This is a genomic window from Paraclostridium sp., assembly GCF_051656405.1.
Lineage (GTDB): Bacteria > Bacillota > Clostridia > Peptostreptococcales > Peptostreptococcaceae > Paraclostridium.
This window is the reverse complement of sequence record NZ_JBOGBV010000068.1, coordinates 26348-49510: the sequence shown is the minus strand read 5'-3', so window position 1 is coordinate 49510 and position 23163 is coordinate 26348. Positions and strand designations below refer to the sequence as shown.

The 23163-nt window shown below is 28.4% G+C and carries 26 protein-coding genes; 2 read left to right on the top strand and 24 right to left on the bottom strand.

From position 1 onward, the window contains the following. Positions 1 to 31: 31 nt before the first annotated feature. The 20 genes from ACRDDE_RS10390 to ACRDDE_RS10295 all read right to left on the bottom strand — a co-directional run bounded on the left by ACRDDE_RS10390 (position 32) and on the right by ACRDDE_RS10295 (position 18908). The gene (locus ACRDDE_RS10390) at positions 32 to 1126 is read right to left on the bottom strand and encodes a bifunctional lytic transglycosylase/C40 family peptidase (protein ID WP_438627153.1); all 1095 of its coding nucleotides are present in this window, start codon (positions 1124 to 1126) and stop codon (positions 32 to 34) included. Beyond that, positions 1119 to 1691 carry a hypothetical protein gene (locus tag ACRDDE_RS10385; protein ID WP_438627152.1) on the bottom strand — a complete coding sequence of 191 codons (573 nt, stop codon included), beginning with the start codon at positions 1689 to 1691 and terminating at the stop codon, positions 1119 to 1121. Before ACRDDE_RS10385 ends, ACRDDE_RS10390 begins: the two co-directional genes overlap by 8 nt. Before the next feature lies 1 nt (position 1692). Then, the gene (locus ACRDDE_RS10380; RefSeq protein ID WP_438627151.1) at positions 1693 to 3588 is read right to left on the bottom strand and encodes a VirB4 family type IV secretion system protein; all 1896 of its coding nucleotides are present in this window, start codon (positions 3586 to 3588) and stop codon (positions 1693 to 1695) included. A 14-nt stretch (positions 3589 to 3602) separates the two neighbouring features. Then, complete coding sequence (locus tag ACRDDE_RS10375) at positions 3603 to 4181, bottom strand: hypothetical protein (RefSeq protein WP_438627150.1); 579 nt, start codon at positions 4179 to 4181, stop codon at positions 3603 to 3605. Then, positions 4171 to 4494, bottom strand: a complete 324-nt coding sequence (locus ACRDDE_RS10370; protein ID WP_021430696.1) for a DUF5592 family protein — start codon at positions 4492 to 4494, stop codon at positions 4171 to 4173. Before ACRDDE_RS10370 ends, ACRDDE_RS10375 begins: the two co-directional genes overlap by 11 nt. Next, entirely contained in the window at positions 4478 to 7261 is a 2784-nt protein-coding gene (locus ACRDDE_RS10365) for a pLS20_p028 family conjugation system transmembrane protein (RefSeq protein ID WP_438627149.1), read from the bottom strand. The genes ACRDDE_RS10370 and ACRDDE_RS10365 overlap by 17 nt, the downstream gene beginning before the upstream one ends. Positions 7262 to 7283: 22 nt before the next feature. Next, complete coding sequence (locus tag ACRDDE_RS10360; RefSeq protein ID WP_438627148.1) at positions 7284 to 9443, bottom strand: VirD4-like conjugal transfer protein, CD1115 family; 2160 nt, start codon at positions 9441 to 9443, stop codon at positions 7284 to 7286. Between the two features lie 76 nt (positions 9444 to 9519). Further along, on the bottom strand, positions 9520 to 10869 hold the full coding sequence (locus ACRDDE_RS10355) for a hypothetical protein (protein ID WP_438627147.1): 1350 nt from the start codon (positions 10867 to 10869) through the stop codon (positions 9520 to 9522). Positions 10870 to 10889: 20 nt separating this feature from the next. Continuing rightward, entirely contained in the window at positions 10890 to 11117 is a 228-nt protein-coding gene (locus ACRDDE_RS10350; RefSeq protein ID WP_021430692.1) for a hypothetical protein, read from the bottom strand. A gap of 25 nt (positions 11118 to 11142) precedes the next feature. Then, entirely contained in the window at positions 11143 to 11367 is a 225-nt protein-coding gene (locus ACRDDE_RS10345) for a hypothetical protein (RefSeq protein WP_021430691.1), read from the bottom strand. Positions 11368 to 11458: 91 nt separating this feature from the next. After that, positions 11459 to 11602, bottom strand: a complete 144-nt coding sequence (locus ACRDDE_RS10340) for a hypothetical protein (RefSeq protein ID WP_021430690.1) — start codon at positions 11600 to 11602, stop codon at positions 11459 to 11461. Positions 11603 to 11638: 36 nt separating this feature from the next. Continuing rightward, positions 11639 to 11779 (bottom strand): hypothetical protein, encoded by a 141-nt coding sequence (locus ACRDDE_RS10335; protein ID WP_191973625.1) that lies wholly within the window; start codon positions 11777 to 11779, stop codon positions 11639 to 11641. Between the two features lie 71 nt (positions 11780 to 11850). Continuing rightward, a complete protein-coding gene (locus ACRDDE_RS10330; protein ID WP_021430688.1) occupies positions 11851 to 11994 on the bottom strand; it encodes a hypothetical protein in 144 nt (47 codons plus the stop codon). A 101-nt stretch (positions 11995 to 12095) separates the two neighbouring features. Beyond that, positions 12096 to 12458, bottom strand: a complete 363-nt coding sequence (locus tag ACRDDE_RS10325) for a hypothetical protein (RefSeq protein ID WP_021430687.1) — start codon at positions 12456 to 12458, stop codon at positions 12096 to 12098. 39 nt (positions 12459 to 12497) lie between these two features. Then, complete coding sequence (locus tag ACRDDE_RS10320) at positions 12498 to 13232, bottom strand: hypothetical protein (RefSeq protein ID WP_367658658.1); 735 nt, start codon at positions 13230 to 13232, stop codon at positions 12498 to 12500. Positions 13233 to 13234: 2 nt separating this feature from the next. Further along, the gene (locus ACRDDE_RS10315; RefSeq protein ID WP_438627146.1) at positions 13235 to 14047 is read right to left on the bottom strand and encodes a hypothetical protein; all 813 of its coding nucleotides are present in this window, start codon (positions 14045 to 14047) and stop codon (positions 13235 to 13237) included. Positions 14048 to 14060: 13 nt separating this feature from the next. Continuing rightward, positions 14061 to 15278 (bottom strand): ATPase, T2SS/T4P/T4SS family, encoded by a 1218-nt coding sequence (locus ACRDDE_RS10310; RefSeq protein ID WP_438627145.1) that lies wholly within the window; start codon positions 15276 to 15278, stop codon positions 14061 to 14063. A 27-nt stretch (positions 15279 to 15305) separates the two neighbouring features. Next, complete coding sequence (locus ACRDDE_RS10305; protein WP_021430683.1) at positions 15306 to 15695, bottom strand: hypothetical protein; 390 nt, start codon at positions 15693 to 15695, stop codon at positions 15306 to 15308. Positions 15696 to 15786: 91 nt separating this feature from the next. Further along, positions 15787 to 18138: a thioester domain-containing protein gene (locus tag ACRDDE_RS10300; RefSeq protein ID WP_438627144.1), complete on the bottom strand. Its 2352-nt coding sequence runs from the start codon at positions 18136 to 18138 to the stop codon at positions 15787 to 15789. A 71-nt stretch (positions 18139 to 18209) separates the two neighbouring features. After that, positions 18210 to 18908 carry a hypothetical protein gene (locus ACRDDE_RS10295; RefSeq protein WP_438627143.1) on the bottom strand — a complete coding sequence of 233 codons (699 nt, stop codon included), beginning with the start codon at positions 18906 to 18908 and terminating at the stop codon, positions 18210 to 18212. A gap of 173 nt (positions 18909 to 19081) precedes the next feature. Between ACRDDE_RS10295 and ACRDDE_RS10290 the strand changes: the two genes are divergently transcribed. Continuing rightward, a complete protein-coding gene (locus tag ACRDDE_RS10290) occupies positions 19082 to 19240 on the top strand; it encodes a ribbon-helix-helix domain-containing protein (protein ID WP_438627142.1) in 159 nt (52 codons plus the stop codon). A gap of 12 nt (positions 19241 to 19252) precedes the next feature. On the opposite strand, the gene ACRDDE_RS10285 is transcribed toward ACRDDE_RS10290, so the two are convergent. From ACRDDE_RS10285 to ACRDDE_RS10275, 3 genes are all read right to left on the bottom strand, one after another. After that, a complete protein-coding gene (locus tag ACRDDE_RS10285; protein WP_438627141.1) occupies positions 19253 to 19465 on the bottom strand; it encodes a hypothetical protein in 213 nt (70 codons plus the stop codon). A gap of 69 nt (positions 19466 to 19534) precedes the next feature. Further along, the gene (locus tag ACRDDE_RS10280; RefSeq protein WP_438627140.1) at positions 19535 to 19891 is read right to left on the bottom strand and encodes a helix-turn-helix transcriptional regulator; all 357 of its coding nucleotides are present in this window, start codon (positions 19889 to 19891) and stop codon (positions 19535 to 19537) included. Positions 19892 to 20035: 144 nt separating this feature from the next. Further along, positions 20036 to 20233 (bottom strand): helix-turn-helix domain-containing protein, encoded by a 198-nt coding sequence (locus tag ACRDDE_RS10275; protein WP_438627139.1) that lies wholly within the window; start codon positions 20231 to 20233, stop codon positions 20036 to 20038. A gap of 553 nt (positions 20234 to 20786) precedes the next feature. Between ACRDDE_RS10275 and ACRDDE_RS10270 the strand changes: the two genes are divergently transcribed. Then, positions 20787 to 21206: a helix-turn-helix domain-containing protein gene (locus ACRDDE_RS10270; protein WP_438627138.1), complete on the top strand. Its 420-nt coding sequence runs from the start codon at positions 20787 to 20789 to the stop codon at positions 21204 to 21206. Positions 21207 to 21668: 462 nt separating this feature from the next. On the opposite strand, the gene ACRDDE_RS10265 is transcribed toward ACRDDE_RS10270, so the two are convergent. Continuing rightward, the gene (locus tag ACRDDE_RS10265; protein WP_438627137.1) at positions 21669 to 22796 is read right to left on the bottom strand and encodes a hypothetical protein; all 1128 of its coding nucleotides are present in this window, start codon (positions 22794 to 22796) and stop codon (positions 21669 to 21671) included. Positions 22797 to 23163: the final 367 nt, after the last annotated feature.

Here is a 23163-nt window from a genome sequence, read left to right as displayed (position 1 = left end):
TTATCACCTTTTTCACCTTTAATTACATTCTCTATGCAACCCTTCTTATGTTTCCATTAAATACTTTTTTCCAATAAGATTCATCTAAACTATTAATAGAAACTCCATGAGAAGAACCATCATGTAAGAATTTACCTCCACCTAGATAGATACCTACATGACCATTATATTTATAAGTATTGAAGAAAATTATATCACCTCTAGCTATTTTACTAGGTTCTATTTTTTTTCCTAATGTAACTAAACTATCAGTGACTACAGATTGATAATTTCCTAAGTTTAATCCACCACTAGCATAACACCAATGAACAAATGAACTACAATCAAATCGGTGGCTTGCTATGTCCGAAGGAGTTCTACCACCACCCCATACATAAGGTGATTTACCTACAAGAGTACTTCCCGTAGCAATTGCTTTTTCTATAACTGCACTACCACTAGGGCTACCTGTATTAGTCCCTCCATTACTAATGCTTCCATCATTTGGAGCTAAATATCTATACACATGCTGAACATAAAGTTGATCTCCGTACCTATAAGTTCCATTAGGTCGTTGACTTCCATTACTATGTATACGAGAAAATTCTATTGCATTTTCTTGTGTCCATCCACCATCTCTTTTTATAGCCCAATTTACAAATCCCTTCCCAAAATTATAACCTTGAAGAGTTGTTTCAATTAAATTTTTAGTTGCCTTTTCTTTTGCTTCCATATATACTCCAGCAACATATTTTACACCAACTTGTATTGATAAATTAGGGTCTGTTATTGTTCCAGGGGGTAAGCCTTGCGATTCACTAGATTGCATAATATCTGCTAACTCTCCGTAACTTTCTTGTGTAATTAATGCTAAAATTACATCTACTAATTCAGGTATTCCATTCTTATTACATTCCATTTCAACCACTGAACGATACTTCTCAACTTGTGGTGGAATATTCAAACTTGGTATGTAATCTATATCATTACTTGTACTATTAGAGCTACTAATAATCCCTACTACTATAGCTAAAAGTAGTACTGCAAGTATTAAACTTAAACCAAAAGAAGAGAAAATAAAAGCTAATAATTTTTTATTTAATTTTCTCTTTATATGACGTTGTACTAAGGAATCTGCACTACTCATACTTTTCTATTCCTTGTCCTATTAATGTAAAATAAGGTATCTTCCATTCGTTATTTACTTTGGTTAAGTCAATACAAAATTCAACTCTTAACTTACTAATTTTTTTATTATTTTCATCTAATAAATCACATTTAACTAAAGCCGTATATCTAAAATTTGCTCCATCTTTTTCAGCATCAGTTAATTCAATATCTGTTACTTTACGATATGCATATGCTGGAACTTTAGTATTTTCATCATCAACTGCTAATAACTCTTTATAGAAATCATCAGTTAAAAATTTTTGTGAATTTGTTATGTTTATTTGAGGGTTATTTTTATCATAGGAATAATATGTGTTTATAAATTCTTTAACTAAATTCTTTAGATTCTCTTGTTCTTTACTATTAAAATCAATTGAATTGTCCTCTGAATTTATACTATCCTTTATTATTAAATTGCTATCTTTTTCAAGGGTCTTATGATTATGAAACTTATTGAAAATAAAAATAGTACCAGCAATTACAAATACTGATACTATTAAAAAATATATCTTTTTTTCTCTTTTTAAATTATCTTTTTTCATCTTATGCACCACCTTTAAATAACTTCAATTCTTCTTCCGTTACCTCAAAGTGCATCACTAAATTTTTATCTCCTGAAATAGAAAGTAGGCAATCACCTTGATTAAAATTAGGTATGATTGAGTATTCATTTTCGGTCATTTGTTTTCCGAAAATATCTTTAATTAAATCCATAGAAGTTTGGTCTTGTTTAAATATTGCTTTATATTGGGTTAGTCCAAATATTTCAGATAATTTGTTAGCCGCTAGCACCATTTTAGGGTCTGAAACATTAGTGGCTTTAGGAAACATACGCTCTAAACGTTGTGTAGCTAACACTAAACCACCGAAAAACTTTCTTGCTTCGGACATAAATGTTACGAAATAATCTGCTGAAAATGCCTTTTGTATATTTAATATATTATGACATTCATCAACCATTACTAAAAATCTTTTTATATCCCACCAATGTTTTAATCCATTGTCATATGCTTCCTTTTCTTTTCTTCCAAGTACCATCATATTAGCCCAAATTTGAGTTAAAGCATTAAATACTTGAATATCAAATATTTCAGATTTTAATTGTGAAAGATTACCTATATCATAGAAAACTATTTGTTCATTTCCAAGATCAGGGATAGTTGTAATACCATTAAACATATCACTGTATTGTCTAACTAAGTTACCAATAGATTTAGAAATATCTCCGATTCTTCCTTTAAATCTTTCATCCTTTTCAGCATTATATCTTGAAACACAATACTCATAAAAATCTGAAAGTATTGGATAATCTTCTACTTTTAAATTAGTAATACTTTTAGTTCCTGAATAATCCCATAGGTCTTTTGATACATAAAAATCATATACTAATTCATCAAATTGTTGGTGTTCTGAATCAGAACAATTAGGATTTAATATCCTATAGCACATATTTAATTTTGATACATGTTGTCTAAATGAAGCAGATTCGTCAACGTCTACTTCGTTTTCTCCTTCTTTTGTAACTGTAGGAAACACTTGTAATAAATTTATTCTTCCGCTTGTCCCATCTAAATTTATAGTCTTTCCTCCCTGATCCTTGATAACCGAGAAAAATTCTCCTGATTTATCAAATCCTCTAATGAAATTTCCTTTAGAAGCATTATCTCTTAGAAGCCTTTTTAATAAAGTAGATTTCCCTGAACCCATATCACCTGATACAAATAAATTATAATATAATCTTTTTGCTGTTTTATGGAATATATCCCAATATACAGTACCCCTTGTTCTTGTATATCCATAATATGCTCCTGTAGGGTCTTTAAGGCTTGTTTGATTATGTGCGAATCCTAGTCCTATTGCTTCGGATGGAAGGTCATTTCCTTCTCTTTTATTTGGTAGATTACTTTGAGTTTTATAATCTAAAAATTTAGATTGCCACTCTTCTTTTTGTTCATCTAAGTAAACAATACTTTTATATCCATCACTATCTATTTCTTTCTTTATTTCACTAATTCTAGTTTCTAATTCAACTTGTGTTTTAGCACTTACAAATATTCTTACATGAATTTTTTTTATTACTTCTCCTTCTTTGTTTAAAGCATATCCTAAAGCTCTTAATGTATCATATTCCACGCTTGCAATATCTGCTTCACTTGTATTTTGAGCACTATGCATCCTTTGTCGCATCTCTTCTGTTGAGTTTTTTATTTTCTCTCCATACTCTATATCTTGTGAAGTAAAAGTATCTACTGTTACAATAGTATTTTCTAAGCTAGTTATTCTATCTAGCCAAAATGTAGTAAGAACATTTGGAAAGCGATAAATATGTAAACAGGCTTCGTAGCCATCACCTTTTCTATTATAGAATTCATCTTTAAATGAAATTCCCCCCATAGGTTGAGTATCATTTATAAACATTAAATCCTTGTTTAAATCCATGAATATATTACCCCCTAATCTCTATTGTTTAGTTTATCTATTATCTTTTTCTTTTTATCTACAGATGTTTTTTTTAGTTCTAAAAAATTATCAAACCTATATAAAATATCAATTTTTTTATTTAAGTCTGATTCATTATCTCCAAACACAAATAAATATGTATCTCTCATTTCATATGTTTTTTCAATAAATTTAAGTTTTTCAAGTTCATTATTTAGCACTTCTAATTGACTTATAGATTCTGTTTTATCAATCTTATATTTAAAATATTTTTGTTGCTCTTTATTTTCTTCTTGAAAGTTCATATATACTTCTTTTAATGGATATGGATATAATTTTTGCATCCTCCAATTATTTTCAGTAACAAAGTCGATCTCCGAATTATCCAATAAAAAAAGGTCATATTTCCTTACGTCAAATATTTCAAATACGGCTTCATATAATCCTATTTTTGTTTTTATATATCCTTCATCCGTTACCCCTACTATTGGATAAACTTTATTTATTTTATTAATTTCTTTTTCAATTTTTCTATTTTTTCTTGATTTATCTTTACTACTTGAATTTTTTACTTTAATAGCATCAAATTGCATCTTCTTCCCCCTCTATTTCATTAATAAAACTGTTTATATCTATTGATTTATATACATTTCTATCTTTTTTTAATACGGTTAAAGCAACTTGATAGTTTTTCCTACCAGGAACATCCATGCTTGGTAATAATAATATATAAAGTGCAATAGGGAAAAAAGCTACATAAGGAATTTGTAGTAAAGGGAATACAATCCCTTTACTTAAAAACCCTATACCAAAACTACAGGTTATAATTATACCGTCTAAAACAGTTAATTTAGACCATTTGGCAGTTGCTTGTATTTCTTCAGGTACTCTAATCTCTCTTCTCATTATCATCCTTCTCCTTATTATTTTTTAAAGCCATTGCAGAGTTTTTAGATACTTGATATGTATTTCTTGCACCTTTTAATGTAGGTGAATTATATATTTTTTCAGCCATATTTGCATATTTTGAAACAGCAATATCAGTAATAGTCTTACTTGTAGGTTTTTCTATCTGTTTAATTTCTACATCTTTTGGTAATTTAACTGTACTTGGTTTATATATTTTAGATGTATTAGGTCTTAGTGAACTTGGTATTGGAGCAGTTGCTCCTACACTACCTTTAGATACACTAGAACCTGATACATTTCCTATTGGAGCAGTTGCTCCTACACTACCTTTAGATACACTAGAACCTGATACATTTCCTATTGGAGTAGTTACTCCTACACTACCTTTAGATATACTAGAGCCTGATGTATTTCCTATTGGAGCAGTTGCTCCTACACTACCTTTAGATATACTAGAGCCTGATGTATTTCCTATTGGAGCAGTTGCTCCTACACTACCTTTAGATATACTAGAGCCTGATACATTTCCTATTGGAGTAGTTACTTCTACACTACCTTTAGATATACTAGAGCCTGATACATTTCCTATTGGAGTAGTTACTCCTACACTACCTTTAGATACACTAGAACCTGATGTATTTCCTATTGGAGCAGTTACTCCTACACTACCCTTAGATACACTAGAACCTGATGCATTTCCTATTGGAGTAGTTACTCCTACACTACCCTTAGATACACTAGAACCTGATGCATTTCCTATTGGAGTAGTTACTCCTACACTACCTTTAGATACACTAGAACCTGATGCACTTCCTAATGGTGTATTTGTTCCTGTACTACCTTTAGATCTATTAGCTCCTGATGCACTACCTAATGGTGTATTTCCTGTAGCTCCAATATCATTTGATGTACTACCATTTGACATACTACCTAATGGTGTATTTCCTGTAGTTCCAATATCATTTGATGTACTACCATTTGACATACTACCTAATGGTGTATTTCCTGTAGTTCCAATATCATTTGATGTACTACCATTTGACATACCCCCTAATGGTGTATCTCCTGTAGTTCCAATATCATTTGATGTACTACCATTTGACATACTACCTAATGGTGTATCTCCTGTAGTTCCAATATCATTTGATGTACTACCATTTGACATACCTCCTAATGGTGTATCTCCTGTAGTTTCCATATCATTTGATGTACTACTATTTGACATACCTCCTAATGGTGTATCTCCTGTAGTTTCCATATCATTTGATGTACTACTATTTGACATACTACCTAATGGTGTATCTCCTGTAGCTCCAATATCATTTGATGTGCTACCATTTGACATACCTCCTAATGGTGCATCTCCTGTAGTTTCTGTATCTCCTTGTGATACATTACTCTTAGAAATATCTGATAATGGACTATTTGCTTTATCATCTTGTGATGCATTCCCATTTGACATACCTCCTAATGGTGAAGCACTTGAATTTCCTTCCTTAGAACTATTTCCACTTTCTTTAAACCCATCAAGAGCACCTTTAATTCCAGCTGATGTATTTATAGCTGTTTTTCCTAAAACTTTTGATGCTCCTACTGATGCTTTTCCTACTGCTGATGCACCCTTTCCAATAGCACTAGCAAAATCCTTAATACCTTTAGCCCCTTGAGCCGTAGCTATTATTGACCTACTAATACTTTTTAGTCCAGCATCTATACCAAACATCTCTTCTATGAAGTTTGGACCATCTATCACAAGTATTCCTGATGCTAAAATCATAACTAATTGAGTTGCTTTTGAAATTTTAGATGCCGTTACAAAATCTACGAATAGAAGATATATATTTAATAAAAGCATTATTATATATAAAATAATAAAAGTATTTTTTACCTTTTCTATAAGTTTTTTATTCCTTTGTCCTGTTTCAATATCAGTTAAAGCCGTACCTTGCACAATAATTTTAAGTATTCCTAGTTCTTGTATTAATTGTGCCGTTTTAAAGCATGTAAAAAATAGAACTAGAGCCATAGTTCCTAATTCTATCAAAATAAAAAATGGATGCCATGAGTAACGATAATATCCTTCATCTTCATAAACAAGATGGGATTTTAATTCTTCTAATTTATACTCACCTGATGCATCACTAATTTTATGTTTTAAAATTTTAGTACCATCATCTGATAGTTTTGTAGATGTAAAAAGTCCCCCTGTATCCATTATTTCTGTTATGCTTAAAAATGATAAACTTGAATCATCTTTTATATAATTCTTAGGTTGGGGATTCTGATTTTTCCATCCGTTTTTATCAATTAAATATAAATCAGTTATATTTGAACTGAAAATTTTAGTTGATTTGCTTACATTCCCATCTAACAAATTAACTCCCGCTTTAACTAAACTCTCTCCTTGTTGCATACCCCAAGGTAATACAACAAATATAGTAATTGCAATTAAAGCATTTGTAATAATTTTGTTATAATCATTTTCTTTCTTAATTATAATTTTCCATCCTAATATTGCTAATGCAATGGATGCAAAAGCAAAAATCACTACTATATATTTATCTATAAAATCATTTACATACTTACTATTAAAGAAGTTCATCACGCTATAAATTTCACTTAAACTATTTGAAAGTAAATCTACCACTTTTGATAATCCTAAGTTTATGTGCCACATAATAAATCTAAAAGCATCCGCCCATATTGAGGATCGGTTAAGTACATCAAATGATTTTAGTATTTCAATAACTTGTGCATCAGACAAAGTTGTTTCCTCCCCCTTTTATTTAACTAAGGTGTTTTTCTATTTTGTTATAAATATCTATCTTATCAGGAGCATTAAAAAACTCCTGTAATTCTCCTATATATTTTATTTGTATAAAGTTTTGATAATCTTCATCCGATAAGTATTTTTCTGCTACCATTTTTATATAATCGTATTTATCGGTTGAAATTAAATCAGTAATTAAAGTTTTATATTCAACCTCAATATTTTCATTTTCATTAATATTGAAGTCCTCTTTTTCACTATTTTTACTATTATAAATTTCTTCCTCTTTATACTTATCTTCGTTACCAAAATTAATAATTAATTTATCTAAGTCTATATATTTATGGTCTGCTTCAATACCTAACTCTTCAAATGTCATTTCATGGTCAAAACGGTGCATTAAATACTCATGTCTATGTAACATATGTGTACCATTTTCAATCGATGAAAATATTGGATTTGGTGTAACCCTATTTTTATTTAAATCCATTCTTTTTTTTGTTCTTACTACAACCCATTCACCTGGTCTTATCTTTCTAAGATCATCAGGCTTCATTAAAGGTACTTGCTCTTCTTTTTCAGCTATACTTTTTTCTAAACTAAGTTCATGACCTGAACGATCTTCTGTAACAACTGTAGTTACTCCTAATTTAGAACTAAACTTCTCAGCATCTTCCATTTCATCTGATAAAATATAAATTTGATTTCCGCAGTTTCCTGTCATGTTTAGTGCCATTTCTTTACCATACTTGCATCCAAGTTGTGACGTATTTTGTACAACTAAGCTATATACAAGCCCTCTACTTAATCCAACTGCTAATGCTCTGTCTAATCCCTCAATAGGAGGAATATTAGCTACCTCTTCAAATAGATGTCTTACTCTTCTTGGTAATTTAGATTCCCTAGAAAGTGTAGCTTTTTCAGAAAGTACCGCTGATACTTGGGATAAAAATGTTGAGATAACACTGTAATTTGAATCGTCCCAATCAGGATATACTATAAACAAAGCAATAGGCTTTTCTCCATATGCTAAATCTTCTATATTAAATGTGTTAACTGCTGTCATTCTTGCTATACTAGAATAAGCATAATTTTTTAACTGCGCCATTGTTGTTGTAAATATACCACTTCTCGTAACCCCTTGAGAAAATTGAATAGTTGAATATTGTAACTTAGCAGGATGATTAGGAGGTAATGTCCCAAAGTAATGGTCTAATTTTGTATATCCATTTTCATCAGGATTACTACCTAATTCAGATAACATAACTGTTACAGTATATAAAGTTATTTTCTCAGGTGTATTAGCCTTAATATTTATATCACAAACGGCTAATATTAAAGCATTTACTAAAGCTATAGCACTATTTTCCCATATAGGGTCTTTCGCATTTGGATTATGGAAAATTGAATAAGAAAATGTATTACAAAGCGTTTGAGCTTTATCAGTATCTCCCTCAATATATTTTTGTTTTATAAGTTCAAGTGGGTTATATCCTATACTTAGATATGGATTAATTAAGTTTAAAACATGTACCTTGTAACCATGTTTAATAAACTCATCCTTAGTATTTTTAAGCATGTCGCCTTTTATATCAGTAATTATTATTGAATCTTTTACCTTTGCTCTCATTGTTACATCCATTAAAGGATATGAGTACATTTCCGTTTTTCCTGATTGAGTAGATGCTACTACTATTGCATTAGTATTGTTCGTATCTACATAAAGTTTATTTTCATAGTGAGTGATTGGTATTCCTGATTCTCCCTCATACTCTTCGTCATTGTCTGGAATTGCTTTATAAGTTTCCTTAATTTCTTCTATTGATGTCCATCTAGCAGTACCCTTAGTACCTTTATTTATATCTTTAAATGCTGAATTAACTTTATATAGCTTTAAAAATACAGAAACAGTAATAATTGCAAATGCTAATATATAAATAAACCAAAATTTTAATTGAAAAATAAAAATCCACTTCCAAGAAATTACTGAAAGAGGATTTACCTGATTTTCTACTGTAAAGTTTTTAAGAGTATTTATTAGAATTGGTATACTGTTAACTGCATTTAACACAAAGTTAAGTACTAACGTTGTAGCTATAACTATAATAAAATATATACTTAAAAATACATGTTTATTTATAATTTTTTTTCTCCATTGATTGAACTCTATATTCAAATTATCACCTCTATACAATAATACCTTTTATCTATTTTATGAATTCAGACTACTAATAAATTAGTAGTCTGTTTATCTAGTTAAATATTATAGATTTAATTGCTTCAAATTTACTATTAATTTCAATGACCCAAACAGGTGCCTGACTGTTATTTATTATGTAGGAATTACAAAGGGAATAACTTATTAAAAGAAAACAAACTATAAAGCAAGCTTTACTAATACTAAATCCACTATTACATTGTCTGTACATTGATTTTTTCATGCTTTTATTTGATTTAATATATTTTTTCAATAACTTGTCTTTTTTAACTTCTGTTTTTAAGTCATTCTTAATATCATTTATCAGCTCTTTTTTAGCTTTCTCTACTTTCCTTTGCTCCTTTAACACCTTTAATTCAGCTTGTTTTTTTTCTATGTTCACTTTGTTAATTTTCTTTTTTATTTCTATATCTTCTTGTACTTCTTTTTTAACCACTACCTGACTAGGTGCTGGCTCTTCTTGTACTTCCTTTTTAACCACTACCTGACTAGGTGCTGGCTCTTCTTGTACTTCCTTTTCAGCCACTACCTGACTAGGTGCTGGCTCTTCTTGTACTTCCTTTTCAACCACTACCTGACTAGGTGCTAGCTCTTCTTGTACTTCCTTTTTAACCACTACCTGATTAGGCAGTGGCTCTTCTTGTACTTTCTTTTCAACCACTACCTGACTAGGTGCTGGCTCTTTTTTAACCACTACCTGACTAGGTGCTGGCTCTTCTTGTACTTCATTTTTAACCACTACCTGATTAGGCAGTGGCTCTTCTTCTTTCTTTCTTTCCTCTTCTTGCTTAAGTTTCAACTCTAGTTTCTTCTTTTTATCTTCTTCTTCCTGTTTAAGTTTCAACTCTAGTTTCTTCTTTTTATCTTCTTCTTCTTGTTTAAGTTTCAACTCTAGTTTCTTCTTTTTATCTTCTTCTTCTTGTTTAAGTTTCAACTCTAGTTTCTTCTTTTTATCTTCTTCTTCCTGTTTAAGTTTCAACTCTAGTTGTTTCTTTTTTTCTTGCTCTTCCTGTTCAAGTTTTAAATCTAATTGATGTTGTTTTTCTAAATCATATCCTGATGCATTATCAGTTATTGATTTAGCGAGTTTTTCAAGTAATGAATCTTTTTGAGATTGAGGATGGTCTTTAAAAACAGTATTTAAAGTTTCTCTAACAAGCAAAATAATATTAGTCGGCTTTCCCTCTTGAGCCGTATAACTATCCCTAAATAATAAATTATTATTTTCTAAAATAGAATACTCTATTTCTCCTATGTAATTATTTTCTTTGGCATGAGTTTCTAAGTCAGATAATAATTTTGATGCTTCTTGTAATGAGTATTTTTTGTTGGGGGATATAAGTTTTTTTAACTTTCTATCTAATTTAAATTTAACATAGATCATTCACTTTACTCCTTATTGGATTAGAAGTTCATTCCATTTTTTAGGAACTGTACTATTGCTTGGCATCCTAAAACAACAACTAAACCACCAACAACATTCTTCATACCATCTTTTGCTTCTTCAACCTTTTGAGCGTTCTTTCTCATGTACGCTGTCCCATATACGCATAGCTTAAATCCAGCCCATGCTATCGCAATTACCTGAACTGCTTTAATACAATAAGTAATAATGTTTACAATTTGTGTCATAAAAAAATACCACCTTTTCTTTTAATTAATTTTCTTCATTTGCTAATTGATTAGCTATAAATGGTTGAGTTTCCTGATTTTGATGTGATAAGTAAAAATTAATAGCATTTTCAATAACATCTGCATTTTCACTTTGCACTTTAAGGTATTGTTCATACACCCATTCATCAGGGTCTATCCCTTTTGCTTCTAATAGCTTTTCAGCTAAATCTTTTGCTCTTTTTAATTCATTTTTATTTGGTTTTGCCATTTTATTAATTCCTTTCTTATGTCAGTAATTTCAAAAAGATAAAAAAGAGATTATTTTTTAATCTCTTTTCCATCTTAAAAATTAGCTTTAATTAACCTACAAACAATGCTTTTATGCTCTTTAAAACTAAATTTCCTATATCATTTCCACCTGTTTTAACTAATGCTAATGCAATTCCAGCGAACACTAGAGTTATCATAGCCCAAGAACCCCTATCTGTATTTTGGTCTAACATTTTATATCTCTCCTTTTTTATTTATATTTAATTGCCCTATACAAATAGTGCTTTGATACTATTTAAAACTAAATTTCCTATATCATTTCCACCTGTTTTAACTAATGCTAATGCAATTCCAGCAAACACTAGAGTTATCATAGCCCAAGAACCTCTGTCTGTATTTTGGTCTAACATATTCTTTATCTCTCCTTTTTTATTTATATTTAAGAACTATTTAGTTCTTAATTTTTAAAATTTATTTAAACTTAACCTACAAATAAATCCTTTATACTTTTTAAAACTAAATTCCCTATGTCATTTCCCCCTAGTTTAACTAATGTTAATGCAATTCCAGCAAACACTAGAGTTATCATAGCCCAAGAACCCCTATCTGTATTTTGGTCTAACATTTTACATCTCTCCTTTTTTATTTATATTTAAGAACTTATTTAAGCCTTAATTTTCTGCATAAAAATAAGACATATTAGTTATGTCTTTTATTTGTTTCAATTTATCTTATAAGTGAAATTGATGACCCATTAATTGGATAACTTTGAGTATCAAAATCTAAAAATAACATTTTATATTTACCTACTATTTGATAATTAACGATAGAACCATATGCAAATTTTTGATTCATTTGGTCACTGTTTATAGTAAATTTACCTTTATAGTTTTTTTGGTTATATGTATTTATATTTGTTATAGCGTTAGCAGTTAATCCACCGTTTCTTTCAATTTGAGTATCAACATATCCTCTAAAGCTATTTACTTGTTGTACTTCAAAGCAAAATATAGATATAGCAACTATAAATGTAATTAAAATAGCAAATATATATAACTTTACACTCGCCATTATACTTCCTTCTAACAAAATACCACCTCTTTTAAGCCATATTTATTTTAAATATTACTATGCACTTCCTAATAAAAAATCTTTAAATAAATGAATGAAAGTTGAAATCATATACCCAAAGGTAATTATTATACTAAGCATTGTTATTTTAGTAGGGAACATATTAAATTTCCTTAACTTAAAATCTATAATATCATCAACTCCATTGAATAATTGTTCACTAGCCATTTTACCAAGTTCAGTAATAACGGAGCTATCAAACGTATTTTGTTGGTAATCATAAAGAGTTGTCATAAATAAAACTGCTTGATCTGTCCCTGATGCATTTAATGCAAATTCTTTAAATGGTTCTTCTGAATTTGGATTATTATTCATTTCAATTATAAGATTCTCCAAACAACTTTTTACATATCCATCCTCTAGTCTAACTAGCATTTTATTAAAAACATTGTATAGTGTAGCATTAGATTGTAATAAATAAGGTATTAACATTCTAGTAAATTTAGAAAAAGTTAATTGCTTTTGAAATATTGAATTATTATAGTAACTTTTTGCTTTCTTATATTGGCTAGTCCATTGAATTAAAGCTAAAACAAATCCTATTACTATTAGCTTTACATCTATAAGTCCTAATAATAAACCAGCTAGTAAAAATAAGGCACATTTTCTAAATCTATTTTTTTGAAATTTAATAAACATTTCATCAGTATATCTTAGCTCTTTGAACATTTTGTATAAATCTTTTTCTGCTAATTTATACCATATACCTTTATGCTCTTCTATTATCTCCATATTTATATTTTCACCTCCATAATACTATCATCACCCATTCTCTTTAAGAATGTATGATAAGTTTGGGCTAAAAGTAGCAAGTAAATTAAACTAGACACCCATCCTATAGGATTATGTGCATATACTTCAATAAACTGTTTAAATCCGAATGAAACGGTCATAGTTATAATAAAAAGAACTCCTACTTTACACATAAATTTGAAATCTCGTTCCTTCTGTTGCTTTTGATTAAAGAACGTTTCTTGTCTTTTTTTGATTTCATTATGATATGTCTTTATATCTTTTAATGTTTCTATATTAGTTCTACCTTCAACTATAAGAGTAGTTAACTGCTCTACATACAAAGAGAATATTACATCACTTTCATATTTTTCTGCTAACCATAAGAAAGAATTTTGAACATCGTCGTCTGTCCCATCAACTATCTTAGCTTGCAGTTTCAATAAATCTTCTTTAAATTCTCCATTTGACCTATCTGCAACTGTCTTTAATGCTTGTAAAACAGTTTTATCATTATTAGTTAAAATTTGTGTCATGTTATTTACAAAGTTATTCTTTTCTCTAAAAGCATTATTTTCATAAACCCTTTTTACTTGCTGGGGAACTATAAAAGCATATCCATATCCCATAGCTACAAATCCAGCTATAAGAGCTAACCACCAACAATAAAATAAAATAAATATATAGAAAAATGCTACTACAAAAGGAACTCCAAGAGATAAGAATAATTCCTTTTTCTCAATCGGCTTTCCATAAGCTAGTCTATAAGCATTTAATTCATCAATGCTTAATATTTTTTTCTTTTTTAAAAACACTACTTTGTCCTCCTTACACTATAGTTTCTAAAAAATCCTCTTTTGGCAATCCTTCATAATCTGAACCAACTTCAATTAATCTATTTTTAAAATCATCACTAAGTACTCCTATTTGTGGTATAAGCTTATCCCCTTCAACTTTCATTTCAAATACAGTGCTTGTTTTTTCACCTTCTAAGTACTCAACAATTTCTGAAAGATATCTAACCATCTTTCCTTTAATTCTTTTCTTCTTTATATGAACCCCAAAATTAAAGTATCTATAAATATCCTCTCTAAGTGCTTGTTCATCAAATTGATAACCTTGTTTCGACATATTTACAAGACGAGTTGGTGTTGCTTTTGCATTTACTGTATGAGCTGTTGATATTGTACTATGCCCTGATAAAACAGATTGAATCATTTCGTATGCTTCCTTACCTCTAACCTCAGATATAATAATCCAATTAGGATTATTTCTTAATGATGCTTTAATTAAATCAGTAAAAGATACACTATTGCTAGTTATCCAACTCATTATATCTTTATCAGGGAATAAAGTTTTATAATGTCCTTCTAGTGTATCTTCTATTGTTACCATTTTTTGTTCAAATGGAATAAAGCTAACTAACAGTTTTTGTAGCTCTGTTTTACCAGTTCCAACTTCACCTGTAATAACAATATTACTTTTAACTTCAACCATTGCCTTAAATAAATCTAATATATACATTGGAGCAAAGTTTTTAAAGTTATCCCTATTCAAAGCTAATCGTGGTTTTGTTGCTCTTATAGACATTGTTGTTCCATACGGTGAATTTACTTTATGTACTGCATTTAGTCTCAAATTGCTAAAAGACGCATCTAATATAGGTTCTTTAGGAGTAAACTCTTTTCCGACTGCATTTGCAAATTTTTGAATCATTTTAATAATATAATCTTCTTCAATACCTTCTTCATAAGTATACTTATCTTCAGGACTTTCTATGGTTAAATCCGTTGCATTATATGAAATATCTGTGACTAATGAATCTTTCTTTAAGATATCATCAACTACCCCAAGTCCTACAACTTCTTGTATTACATATTCTAGTCTTTCATTATCACTTAAAAGTGCCTGATGTTTCTTTCTTAACACATCTTTTAATATCTCTCTTGCTTCTATATTTAAGAAAGCATCTAAATATAATTCAGGGTAGTTCTCTTTTAAATCTTTCTTTATACCATCTAAAATATTCTCACTTACTACTGCCATACTTTCTACATATCCTTTCTTAATAATTTAGTCTTTTATATCTGTTGTATTTTCTTTTAAAACTGTTTGGTATTCTGCATTATGACTATCTGTAACCTTAACCTTTACAGCTTTAATCTTACCGTTTTGATCTCTCAAATATTTATATGAGATATCCTTTATACCAACTTTTATATTTAAATTTTTATGAAATAACTTTTCAAATCCCTCTTCAAAAGATACATCTGTTATATCTACATAGTTTTCCTCAACTCTAGCACTATCATCTAAATTAACAACACTTGCTATCTTTGCAGATTCAATCATTGTATGAATTATAGAATCTCTTTTAAAGCTTTCCATAGAAATAAACATTTGTGTTACTGTTAAGTAGAAGGCTATGAATATCATAACCATAGTTAAAATAAAACCTCTCACCCTCTCACCTCTTCCACTTATTCTCTAAACTTAATAAAACTACAATAAAAAAGAACTTAAAATTAATTAATTTCAAGTCCTTTTTATTGAATTATTTTTTATGAATAATATCATCCATGTTTAAATCACCTTTATTAAGTTTTTCACTTAACATTTCCTTTAATGCTTTTACATCTTCACCTGTCCAGCCTTTTGGTATTCCATTAGGGAATGGGTCGTCTGCATTTACAGGTTCTAGTATAATTGCATCTTCTGAAATAGTTTCTGAATCCATATGAGCGTACATATGTGCATATACATTTACATCATATCCTAACTCTACATTGAATCTATTAACTCCCATAGCTCTAGGGCTTTCTACTTTAACCTTATAGTCCCCTATTCTTCCCCAAATTGGTAAATAGAATTTTCTATCCCCATTTCTTAACTCATATTTAATTCTTTCATCTTTATTTTTAACTTGGTCATTACTAAATAAATGTCCTGTTCTTTTTTCAACATTTATATGTTGTAATTCAAATTTTTGTTTTGATGTAGTTAAATTATTATTAGTAGATGAATTATTATAAGTTTTCTCTAAGTTAACTGTAGATGTACTATCTTTGCTTTCATAATCAATATAGCTCTTATCTACTAACTTATCAGGAACTTTCATATCTAATGAAAAGTCTAGATCAGACGTTCCTATCTCATTTGTGTAAATTAAATCAACAGGCATTTTAAATCCATAGCCTGTTCTCATTCTTTTTATTTTATCCAAAGGAATATTTAATGTTTCATAATAAACATTCATGGACTTACCTACTTCTCTTTCGGTCATTACAACTGCTTTATAAGTTAATTGTTTTTCCTTTGAAGAATCCGCTTTAACTGTTTTCTGACTTGCTGAATAACCATCAGTAGTTAAAGTATCAGCATTTGGTATTATATCTACTGCATTTTTATTATAACCCTCTATTTTTAGAGTGTATGCTTTCTTTGAATCCTTAGTTAAATTTGTTGAAGGAATAGTCATATCAAATTTTTCAGGTAATCCTTTAGCCGTATATTCTTTTGATGCTACTGCATTATTCCCATCATATAAGCTTAATTTAACTTTTTCTTTTGTCATATCAGCTACGGATTCATCATATATAAATCTCTTATCTAGTTCTACCTTTACAGGTAGTCCATTGTTTGCTAAATCAGTGTATATCTGAATCTTTTTTAATCCTGTTTGTATTAAAGGTACATCATAATAAAATTTAACTGTTATATCATTATTTCCGACTGTCCCTGATTGTACCTCATTTGAAATAGGTCTATATGTGAAATTCCCTTTTTTCAAATCATTTCTAGGTGAATATCTATAATTTTGCCCTCTAAGTTTCTTTTCAATTTCTTGCTTTATTAAAGAGCCATCCCTAGCATCTATATGTTGAACAGTTATATTTCTATGTAGGTTATACCAAAAAGTTAATGTTAAATCATTGTTTGGCATAGTTCCTGTTTGACTATTAGTTGATTCAGGAATAAATGTATTACCATCTTTATTCAACGGATTTTTAGGCGAATAACTATACCATGAGCCTATATCTTGTTCATTATGTTCTTCCAATAAAAGCCTTCCATCATATCTATCTTTATGTAAAACATTTACATTCCTTTTTCTAGCTTTAAAATCAATACTTAATCTTTGTATTGGTTGGGGGTCACCATCTAAAGCTTTGCTTAACCTTTGTAATCTGCTATTAGTTGGCATATATATCATAGGTTGGTAAGCTCTTAAAGATGGCATAATATTTTCATAAACAACATCATCAGTATAATCTAAAGGAGCCGTAAAATAAAATGATTGCCCGCCTTTAATATTTACATTTCCACTTGTATATGAATGTCCATCAACTACTATTGTAGTACGTGGTCTTACAGTCAAATTAATCGAGTTCCTATAATCCGCATTAAATGTTATAGTTTCTGATACTTGATTGTTTCCTGATACATTGCTATCTACATTATTTTTACTAAATGTTGCAGAAGAACTAGGTGCATCTTTTTTCTGTGCATGCTCCATTAAAACGGAATATCCTGGAACAGAATGTCTACCTGATGAATAATTATTATTCATAATTGAATCTAATGCTAATGATGTAGCAACTAAAGAAGCATCACTATTCCCTATAATATTTCCAGCTCCACTGAATCCATAATATAAAATAGCTTTTATGGATTCATCATCATATCTTGCTCCATTATCATATGATTCACCTGTTGGTGGAGTAGGTTTTTCATGGTCTACACAAAAAGCCCATTGTCCATTAACTTTAAATCTACCAACTGTATAATAGCTATATTTTACTTTACCTAAGTATTCTACTCTAGTATTTCCTTCAAGAGCCATTACTGTATTAAAATTTAATAATATTACTAATAAAGTAATAAATATTTTTTTATATATTTTCATATTTTCCCTCCATGAATTTTTAATATAAAAAAAAGAGCCATTCAGTTTTTTGAATAACTCTTTTCTTTATATTAATTTCCTTCCCAATGATCCCAAGTATTTCCTCCTGGGTCTATTTCTCCTGAACCAGTATGAGTCCATTCTGTGTTTTCAAGTTCATTTCCTATCTTATCCCAATCTGTTGCATCTGTATATGCATCATCTTTAGATGATGGCTTATTACTGCTTGAACTGTTTGAGCTACTTGTATTATTTGATGGTTTATTGCTACTTGAGCTATTTGAACTACTTGTGTTCTTTGATGGCTTATTACTGCTTGAACTGCTCGTATCATTTGATTGCTTCTTACTACTACTTGAATTACTTGTTGATTTAGTAGTTTCTCTATTACTATTTGAGTTACTTGTTGAGCTAGTCTCTTTCTTTTTGCTATTTGAACTACTTGTTGATTCCTTGTTTTCATTGCTCTCATTTGAACTTTTCTTTGACTCAGTAGTTTGTTTATTATCTTTTAAATCATTTGATGAAGTATTATCTTTCTTTTCGCTGCTTGAATCACTTGCTCCTTTAGCTACTTCGTTATCTTTACTTTCATCTTTTGATAATTTAGCATCTTTTTTATCGACCTTTTCATCTTTTTTTACTTTAGTAACTTCTTTATTTACTTTTTGTTTTGCTTCTTGAGCCTGTATGTGATTATTATAAGCTATTCCACTTCCACCACATATCACCGCTAAAGCTATACTTCCTGCTATTATCTTTCTTTTCATAATTGTCCCCTCCTATTGTTTTTAACGCAACCCTATATATTTTACCATATTTTAACAAACCTATTTTGATATTGATTTATATTATATTGTCATTTCTTAATTACATTGTACTACAAACTGATATCAGTTGCAATCAGTTTGTAAATTTTTTATAATATAGTTGAGGTGATAATATGGCTAGAAAAGATTTAAAAAACAGAACTCCGCTTGGTTCAGCAATTGATACTAACTTATATAATGAACTAAAAGCATATTCTGAAAAAACTAAAGTACCAATGTCTAAAATTCTTGATACTCTTATAGAACAATTTTTAAAGTCTACTAAAGAATAATAGTAGACTTTTTTAATTATGCTCTTCTATCCAATTATGAAAGTCTGAATTATCCAACCAGCTATAAAGTATGCACTTTATTAAGTTTGATCTAGTTGAATATCCATTTTCTTTTGCATATCTAATCAAGTTAGATGCAATATCTGAATCGATATCTGCTGTAACTCTTGATTTAGAAGATGTATTTTTAATTCCTACTAAAGCTTTTTTTATATTTAAAGTCAATTAATTCCTTCCCCTCCACATAAATTTTTGCAAAATAAAAGAACCATCTTAATTTTATTTTTAATAAAACTAATTGGTTCTCATATATTTACTTGGTAACCCATTTGGTATCTCTCCTCTTTTTTCGTTAAAAACTAAATTATAATCTTTATCATAATTATAGCTTTGTCTATTTTGTTTTAATAAAGCAGTATCACTAATAAATTTTTTACATCTTTTTTCAATTAACATTCTACTTTCATGATTAAGCTTTTTGTTATTATTATGAATTTCTTTAAGGTGACTAAAATTTCTACATATAGTTTGCCTTATAGAGCAGTCGGTTACTTGTAATATATTCGCTATCTCTTTAGAAGTATAACCTTGTTCATAATATTTACCTATTTTTTGTAATTTTTCTTTTCGTGATAATTTACTGTTTTGCAATCTTAACAACTCCTTCTAATTTGATATTTAATGAAGTCAATTCCTTAAGATGATATATTTATACAAATTTTCGTTTTTTGTGACATTTCTATGAACTGTTAATTAGATACACTTACACAAATTTTCGTTTTTTGTGACATTTGTTTAGATTTTAATTTCACAGATGTTTACAATTTCGTCTCTAGTTATTGAATATAAATTACTCAATTCATATAAATATTTTATATTTATTCTGTTGACTTTCTCCATATATCCAATGGCTTCGGGTGTTACTCCTAAGTATTTAGATACCTCTACTTTTGAATAACCCTTACTTTCTCTTAATGATTTTAAATTTTCCATTATAACTTCCTCTGATCTTTTCAGTGAATTCACCAAAAATTTTTTTCATTATTTTTTATCTTAATTAAAATTATTAAGTTATTCACATGATTCAATCAAATACTAACATTAATGTAAATTTTTGTCAACAATCATTTACATTAATGTTAGTCATTTTATGATACAATGTTTTACATAGTCAAATCATTAAACTCTAAATTGTTTTTTTGAACAATAATTAGTATGTCGTTTTTTATTGTTCGTTGCTTTAAATTGTCATTTTTTATTGAATTTAGTTAGTATATGTTTAAATTACTTTATTTATAACTCCTCTAATAACGAGTATAATGAAATTTAGAGGATAATTATTATTACATTTTTTTACTTTTTTACATATTAATCTGCAATTTTATAATTGATGCTTTAATTTATTACAAGTACTACTATAACACAAATATAACCCTATGTAAACAACTGTTAACAAAATTTATCGTTACAATTGTTAACAAAAAAATCTATTTGACTATAAAGTGTGCAATATTAATATAAATTTTTTAAAGGAGCTAAAATTTAAATGAACGAAAAGAATTATGACTTTGCCGCTAACTTTGCTAAAAATCTTACTTATTTAAGAAAAAGCAAAAAAATTTCTATGCAACAATTAGCTGATGAGATTGGATTGTCTCGTGCAACATTATCTCATTATGAAAATGGAAACAGATTACCTGAGTTTGAGAATATTATAAAATTAGCATTATACTTTGAATGTTCCATAGATGAATTAGTATTTAGTGGAACTCCTATCGATATAAGCAAGTTAAACAAATTAACTGCTCATAATGATGATTTAGATGCATTAATTAATAATGATGATTTGATTAATGCTCTTATATCAACTAAAGAGCAGTTAGTTCAGCAAACTAAAGACATTAGTGAAAAACTAAAAGAAGTAAACATGATATTAAATTTAATAAACACTCGTTTTAAAAAATAAATATAGTGCTAAATATTTTAAATATTTAGCACTATATTATTATTTTTTATTCGCTTTTTAGTTCCTCCTATACTTTGAAAGTACTAGCTTTTCTATATCTTTCTTTTAAAATTAAAACTCTATACTAGCTAACGCCCTGTGGATATAACAAAAAATCGTGTTATATTCCTCGGTTGTTACATTCTATTACTTAACTCTATAAATCAACTCATTTTATTATTACTGTACAAAATAGTTTTTTAAAATAAACTAATAAGATAGACCAAAATTCAAAGTTTAACATGGTTTTTCGTTAAATTTTGAATGCGGTAGACGAGACCCCTTGTGGTTCGCTGTAAGCCTTATAACTAATATTTTTCAAGTTTTTAAATATGTTTCAATAAAAAAGAACCATAATCAAAAACATATATTAGTACTTTATCCTATTAGTATAATACGTTTTTGATTATGGTTCTTTTTTTATTATATATCAAATTCTATTTGTCCTGAATGAATATTTTTTAATTTTAATTCTAAATCATGAGCTTTAGTGTCTATTAATAAATTAGCTATTTTATTATGTTGTTTTGTATACTTAGAATCTGATTGAATTTCAAACTTTTTAACTTTATAATTTTTCAAATTAGACTTGTCTATTTTTAATGATTTCTTATATCTTTTTTCAGCACCTTTTTTGATTGAATTTATAATATTCTTATTAATATTATCACTTACTTTTTCATAGCTTTCATACTCATTTAAACTATTGTACTCTTCTTCTATTTTTTCATTATTCCAAGTAATTTCATAAGCATTATAGTAAAATCTTATATTAGTATATGTTTCTTTTAGTTTTTGACTAACTAATTGATTATACTTATTCCAAGCTCCATTTGTAAAAACTTCTTTATCTGTTTTAAATCCTAGTTCTTTTTTAGCAAAAGATTCGCATTGAAGTATAACCTGTTTTTCTTCTTTTGTAGCTTTTCTATATTCTAATTTTTTATTACACATTATATTATCATGTTCATCTAACATTGCAGTCCCAAGTTGATTTTGTGGTATAGTAACATTTGTTAAGGCTATTGCTGTTACTATGTCAAACATTACTAACGATTCACTTCTCATTGCTCTAAGATTTCTTTCTGTATTTTCTCTTATTTTTTTATTGTTTTCATTGTAAAAATCAGAAATATAATCAATTGGAATTTCTATCACTTTAGATAGTCTCTCTATATCTTGCTTTCCTAATTTATAATTAGGATTTACTAAATTCATTGCTTCATAAAGTGATCCTTTTGAGATTAGTTTATTTTCACTTTTATCGTTATATAGCATATGTAACATTAACCTTCTAAAATCATCTTTATACACGTTATAGTAACCACCTTTATTATTAACTCTACGATCTAGCTTTTCTTTTGGTTCTTTTAAAATTTTATTAATTATAAATTTATGACCTTGCTTATTATATTCTATGTATCTTTTTAATTCTGAAATTTGTGATTGATATGAATTACTACCTGTTTTTAAGTGTGGAATTTCTAAAATCTCACATAGCATTTTATAGTTTTTGATTACCATGTTTTCTTTTAACTTTTCGACCTTCATATTATGCCCTCCAAATAGGAGCAACACACTGATATTTCAAAGTTTTAAATTGTTTGCTATTATTGACGTATAGACTATAGTTTTGTATAATATTCATTGTATAAGTAAAGAGTTTTTAACTCTTTTTACTATACATGAAAAAATGTTAACAAACATGTTACTAGCAGAGAGATTGCCGTCTCTTTGCACATAGATTGCCGTCTATGTGTAGTGTGTTGCTATAAATTATTAGTGTTGAAAAGTACTTCTGATATACAATATTAGAAGTACTTTTCTATTTCGTAGGTTATTATATCATTATTTGTAAATTTTACCAACTAGTAATTTTTAGTGTAAATTTACTTTTTTAAAAATAATATTATACCAA

Excerpts from the sequence above, each read along its gene's own strand:
- ACRDDE_RS10390 (WP_438627153.1), bottom strand. The coding sequence starts at position 1,126 with ATGAGTAGTGCAGATTCCTTAGTACAACGTCATATAAAGAGAAAATTA.
- ACRDDE_RS10385 (WP_438627152.1), bottom strand. The coding sequence starts at position 1,691 with ATGAAAAAAGATAATTTAAAAAGAGAAAAAAAGATATATTTTTTAATA.
- ACRDDE_RS10380 (WP_438627151.1), bottom strand. The coding sequence starts at position 3,588 with ATGGATTTAAACAAGGATTTAATGTTTATAAATGATACTCAACCTATG.
- ACRDDE_RS10375 (WP_438627150.1), bottom strand. The coding sequence starts at position 4,181 with ATGCAATTTGATGCTATTAAAGTAAAAAATTCAAGTAGTAAAGATAAA.
- ACRDDE_RS10370 (WP_021430696.1), bottom strand. The coding sequence starts at position 4,494 with ATGAGAAGAGAGATTAGAGTACCTGAAGAAATACAAGCAACTGCCAAA.
- ACRDDE_RS10355 (WP_438627147.1), bottom strand. The coding sequence starts at position 10,869 with ATGATCTATGTTAAATTTAAATTAGATAGAAAGTTAAAAAAACTTATA.
- ACRDDE_RS10350 (WP_021430692.1), bottom strand. The coding sequence starts at position 11,117 with ATGACACAAATTGTAAACATTATTACTTATTGTATTAAAGCAGTTCAG.
- ACRDDE_RS10345 (WP_021430691.1), bottom strand. The coding sequence starts at position 11,367 with ATGGCAAAACCAAATAAAAATGAATTAAAAAGAGCAAAAGATTTAGCT.
- ACRDDE_RS10340 (WP_021430690.1), bottom strand. The coding sequence starts at position 11,602 with ATGTTAGACCAAAATACAGATAGGGGTTCTTGGGCTATGATAACTCTA.
- ACRDDE_RS10335 (WP_191973625.1), bottom strand. The coding sequence starts at position 11,779 with ATGTTAGACCAAAATACAGACAGAGGTTCTTGGGCTATGATAACTCTA.
- ACRDDE_RS10330 (WP_021430688.1), bottom strand. The coding sequence starts at position 11,994 with ATGTTAGACCAAAATACAGATAGGGGTTCTTGGGCTATGATAACTCTA.
- ACRDDE_RS10320 (WP_367658658.1), bottom strand. The coding sequence starts at position 13,232 with ATGGAGATAATAGAAGAGCATAAAGGTATATGGTATAAATTAGCAGAA.
- ACRDDE_RS10310 (WP_438627145.1), bottom strand. The coding sequence starts at position 15,278 with ATGGCAGTAGTAAGTGAGAATATTTTAGATGGTATAAAGAAAGATTTA.
- ACRDDE_RS10300 (WP_438627144.1), bottom strand. The coding sequence starts at position 18,138 with ATGAAAATATATAAAAAAATATTTATTACTTTATTAGTAATATTATTA.
- ACRDDE_RS10295 (WP_438627143.1), bottom strand. The coding sequence starts at position 18,908 with ATGAAAAGAAAGATAATAGCAGGAAGTATAGCTTTAGCGGTGATATGT.
- ACRDDE_RS10290 (WP_438627142.1), top strand. The coding sequence starts at position 19,082 with ATGGCTAGAAAAGATTTAAAAAACAGAACTCCGCTTGGTTCAGCAATT.
- ACRDDE_RS10275 (WP_438627139.1), bottom strand. The coding sequence starts at position 20,233 with ATGGAAAATTTAAAATCATTAAGAGAAAGTAAGGGTTATTCAAAAGTA.
- ACRDDE_RS10270 (WP_438627138.1), top strand. The coding sequence starts at position 20,787 with ATGAACGAAAAGAATTATGACTTTGCCGCTAACTTTGCTAAAAATCTT.
- ACRDDE_RS10265 (WP_438627137.1), bottom strand. The coding sequence starts at position 22,796 with ATGAAGGTCGAAAAGTTAAAAGAAAACATGGTAATCAAAAACTATAAA.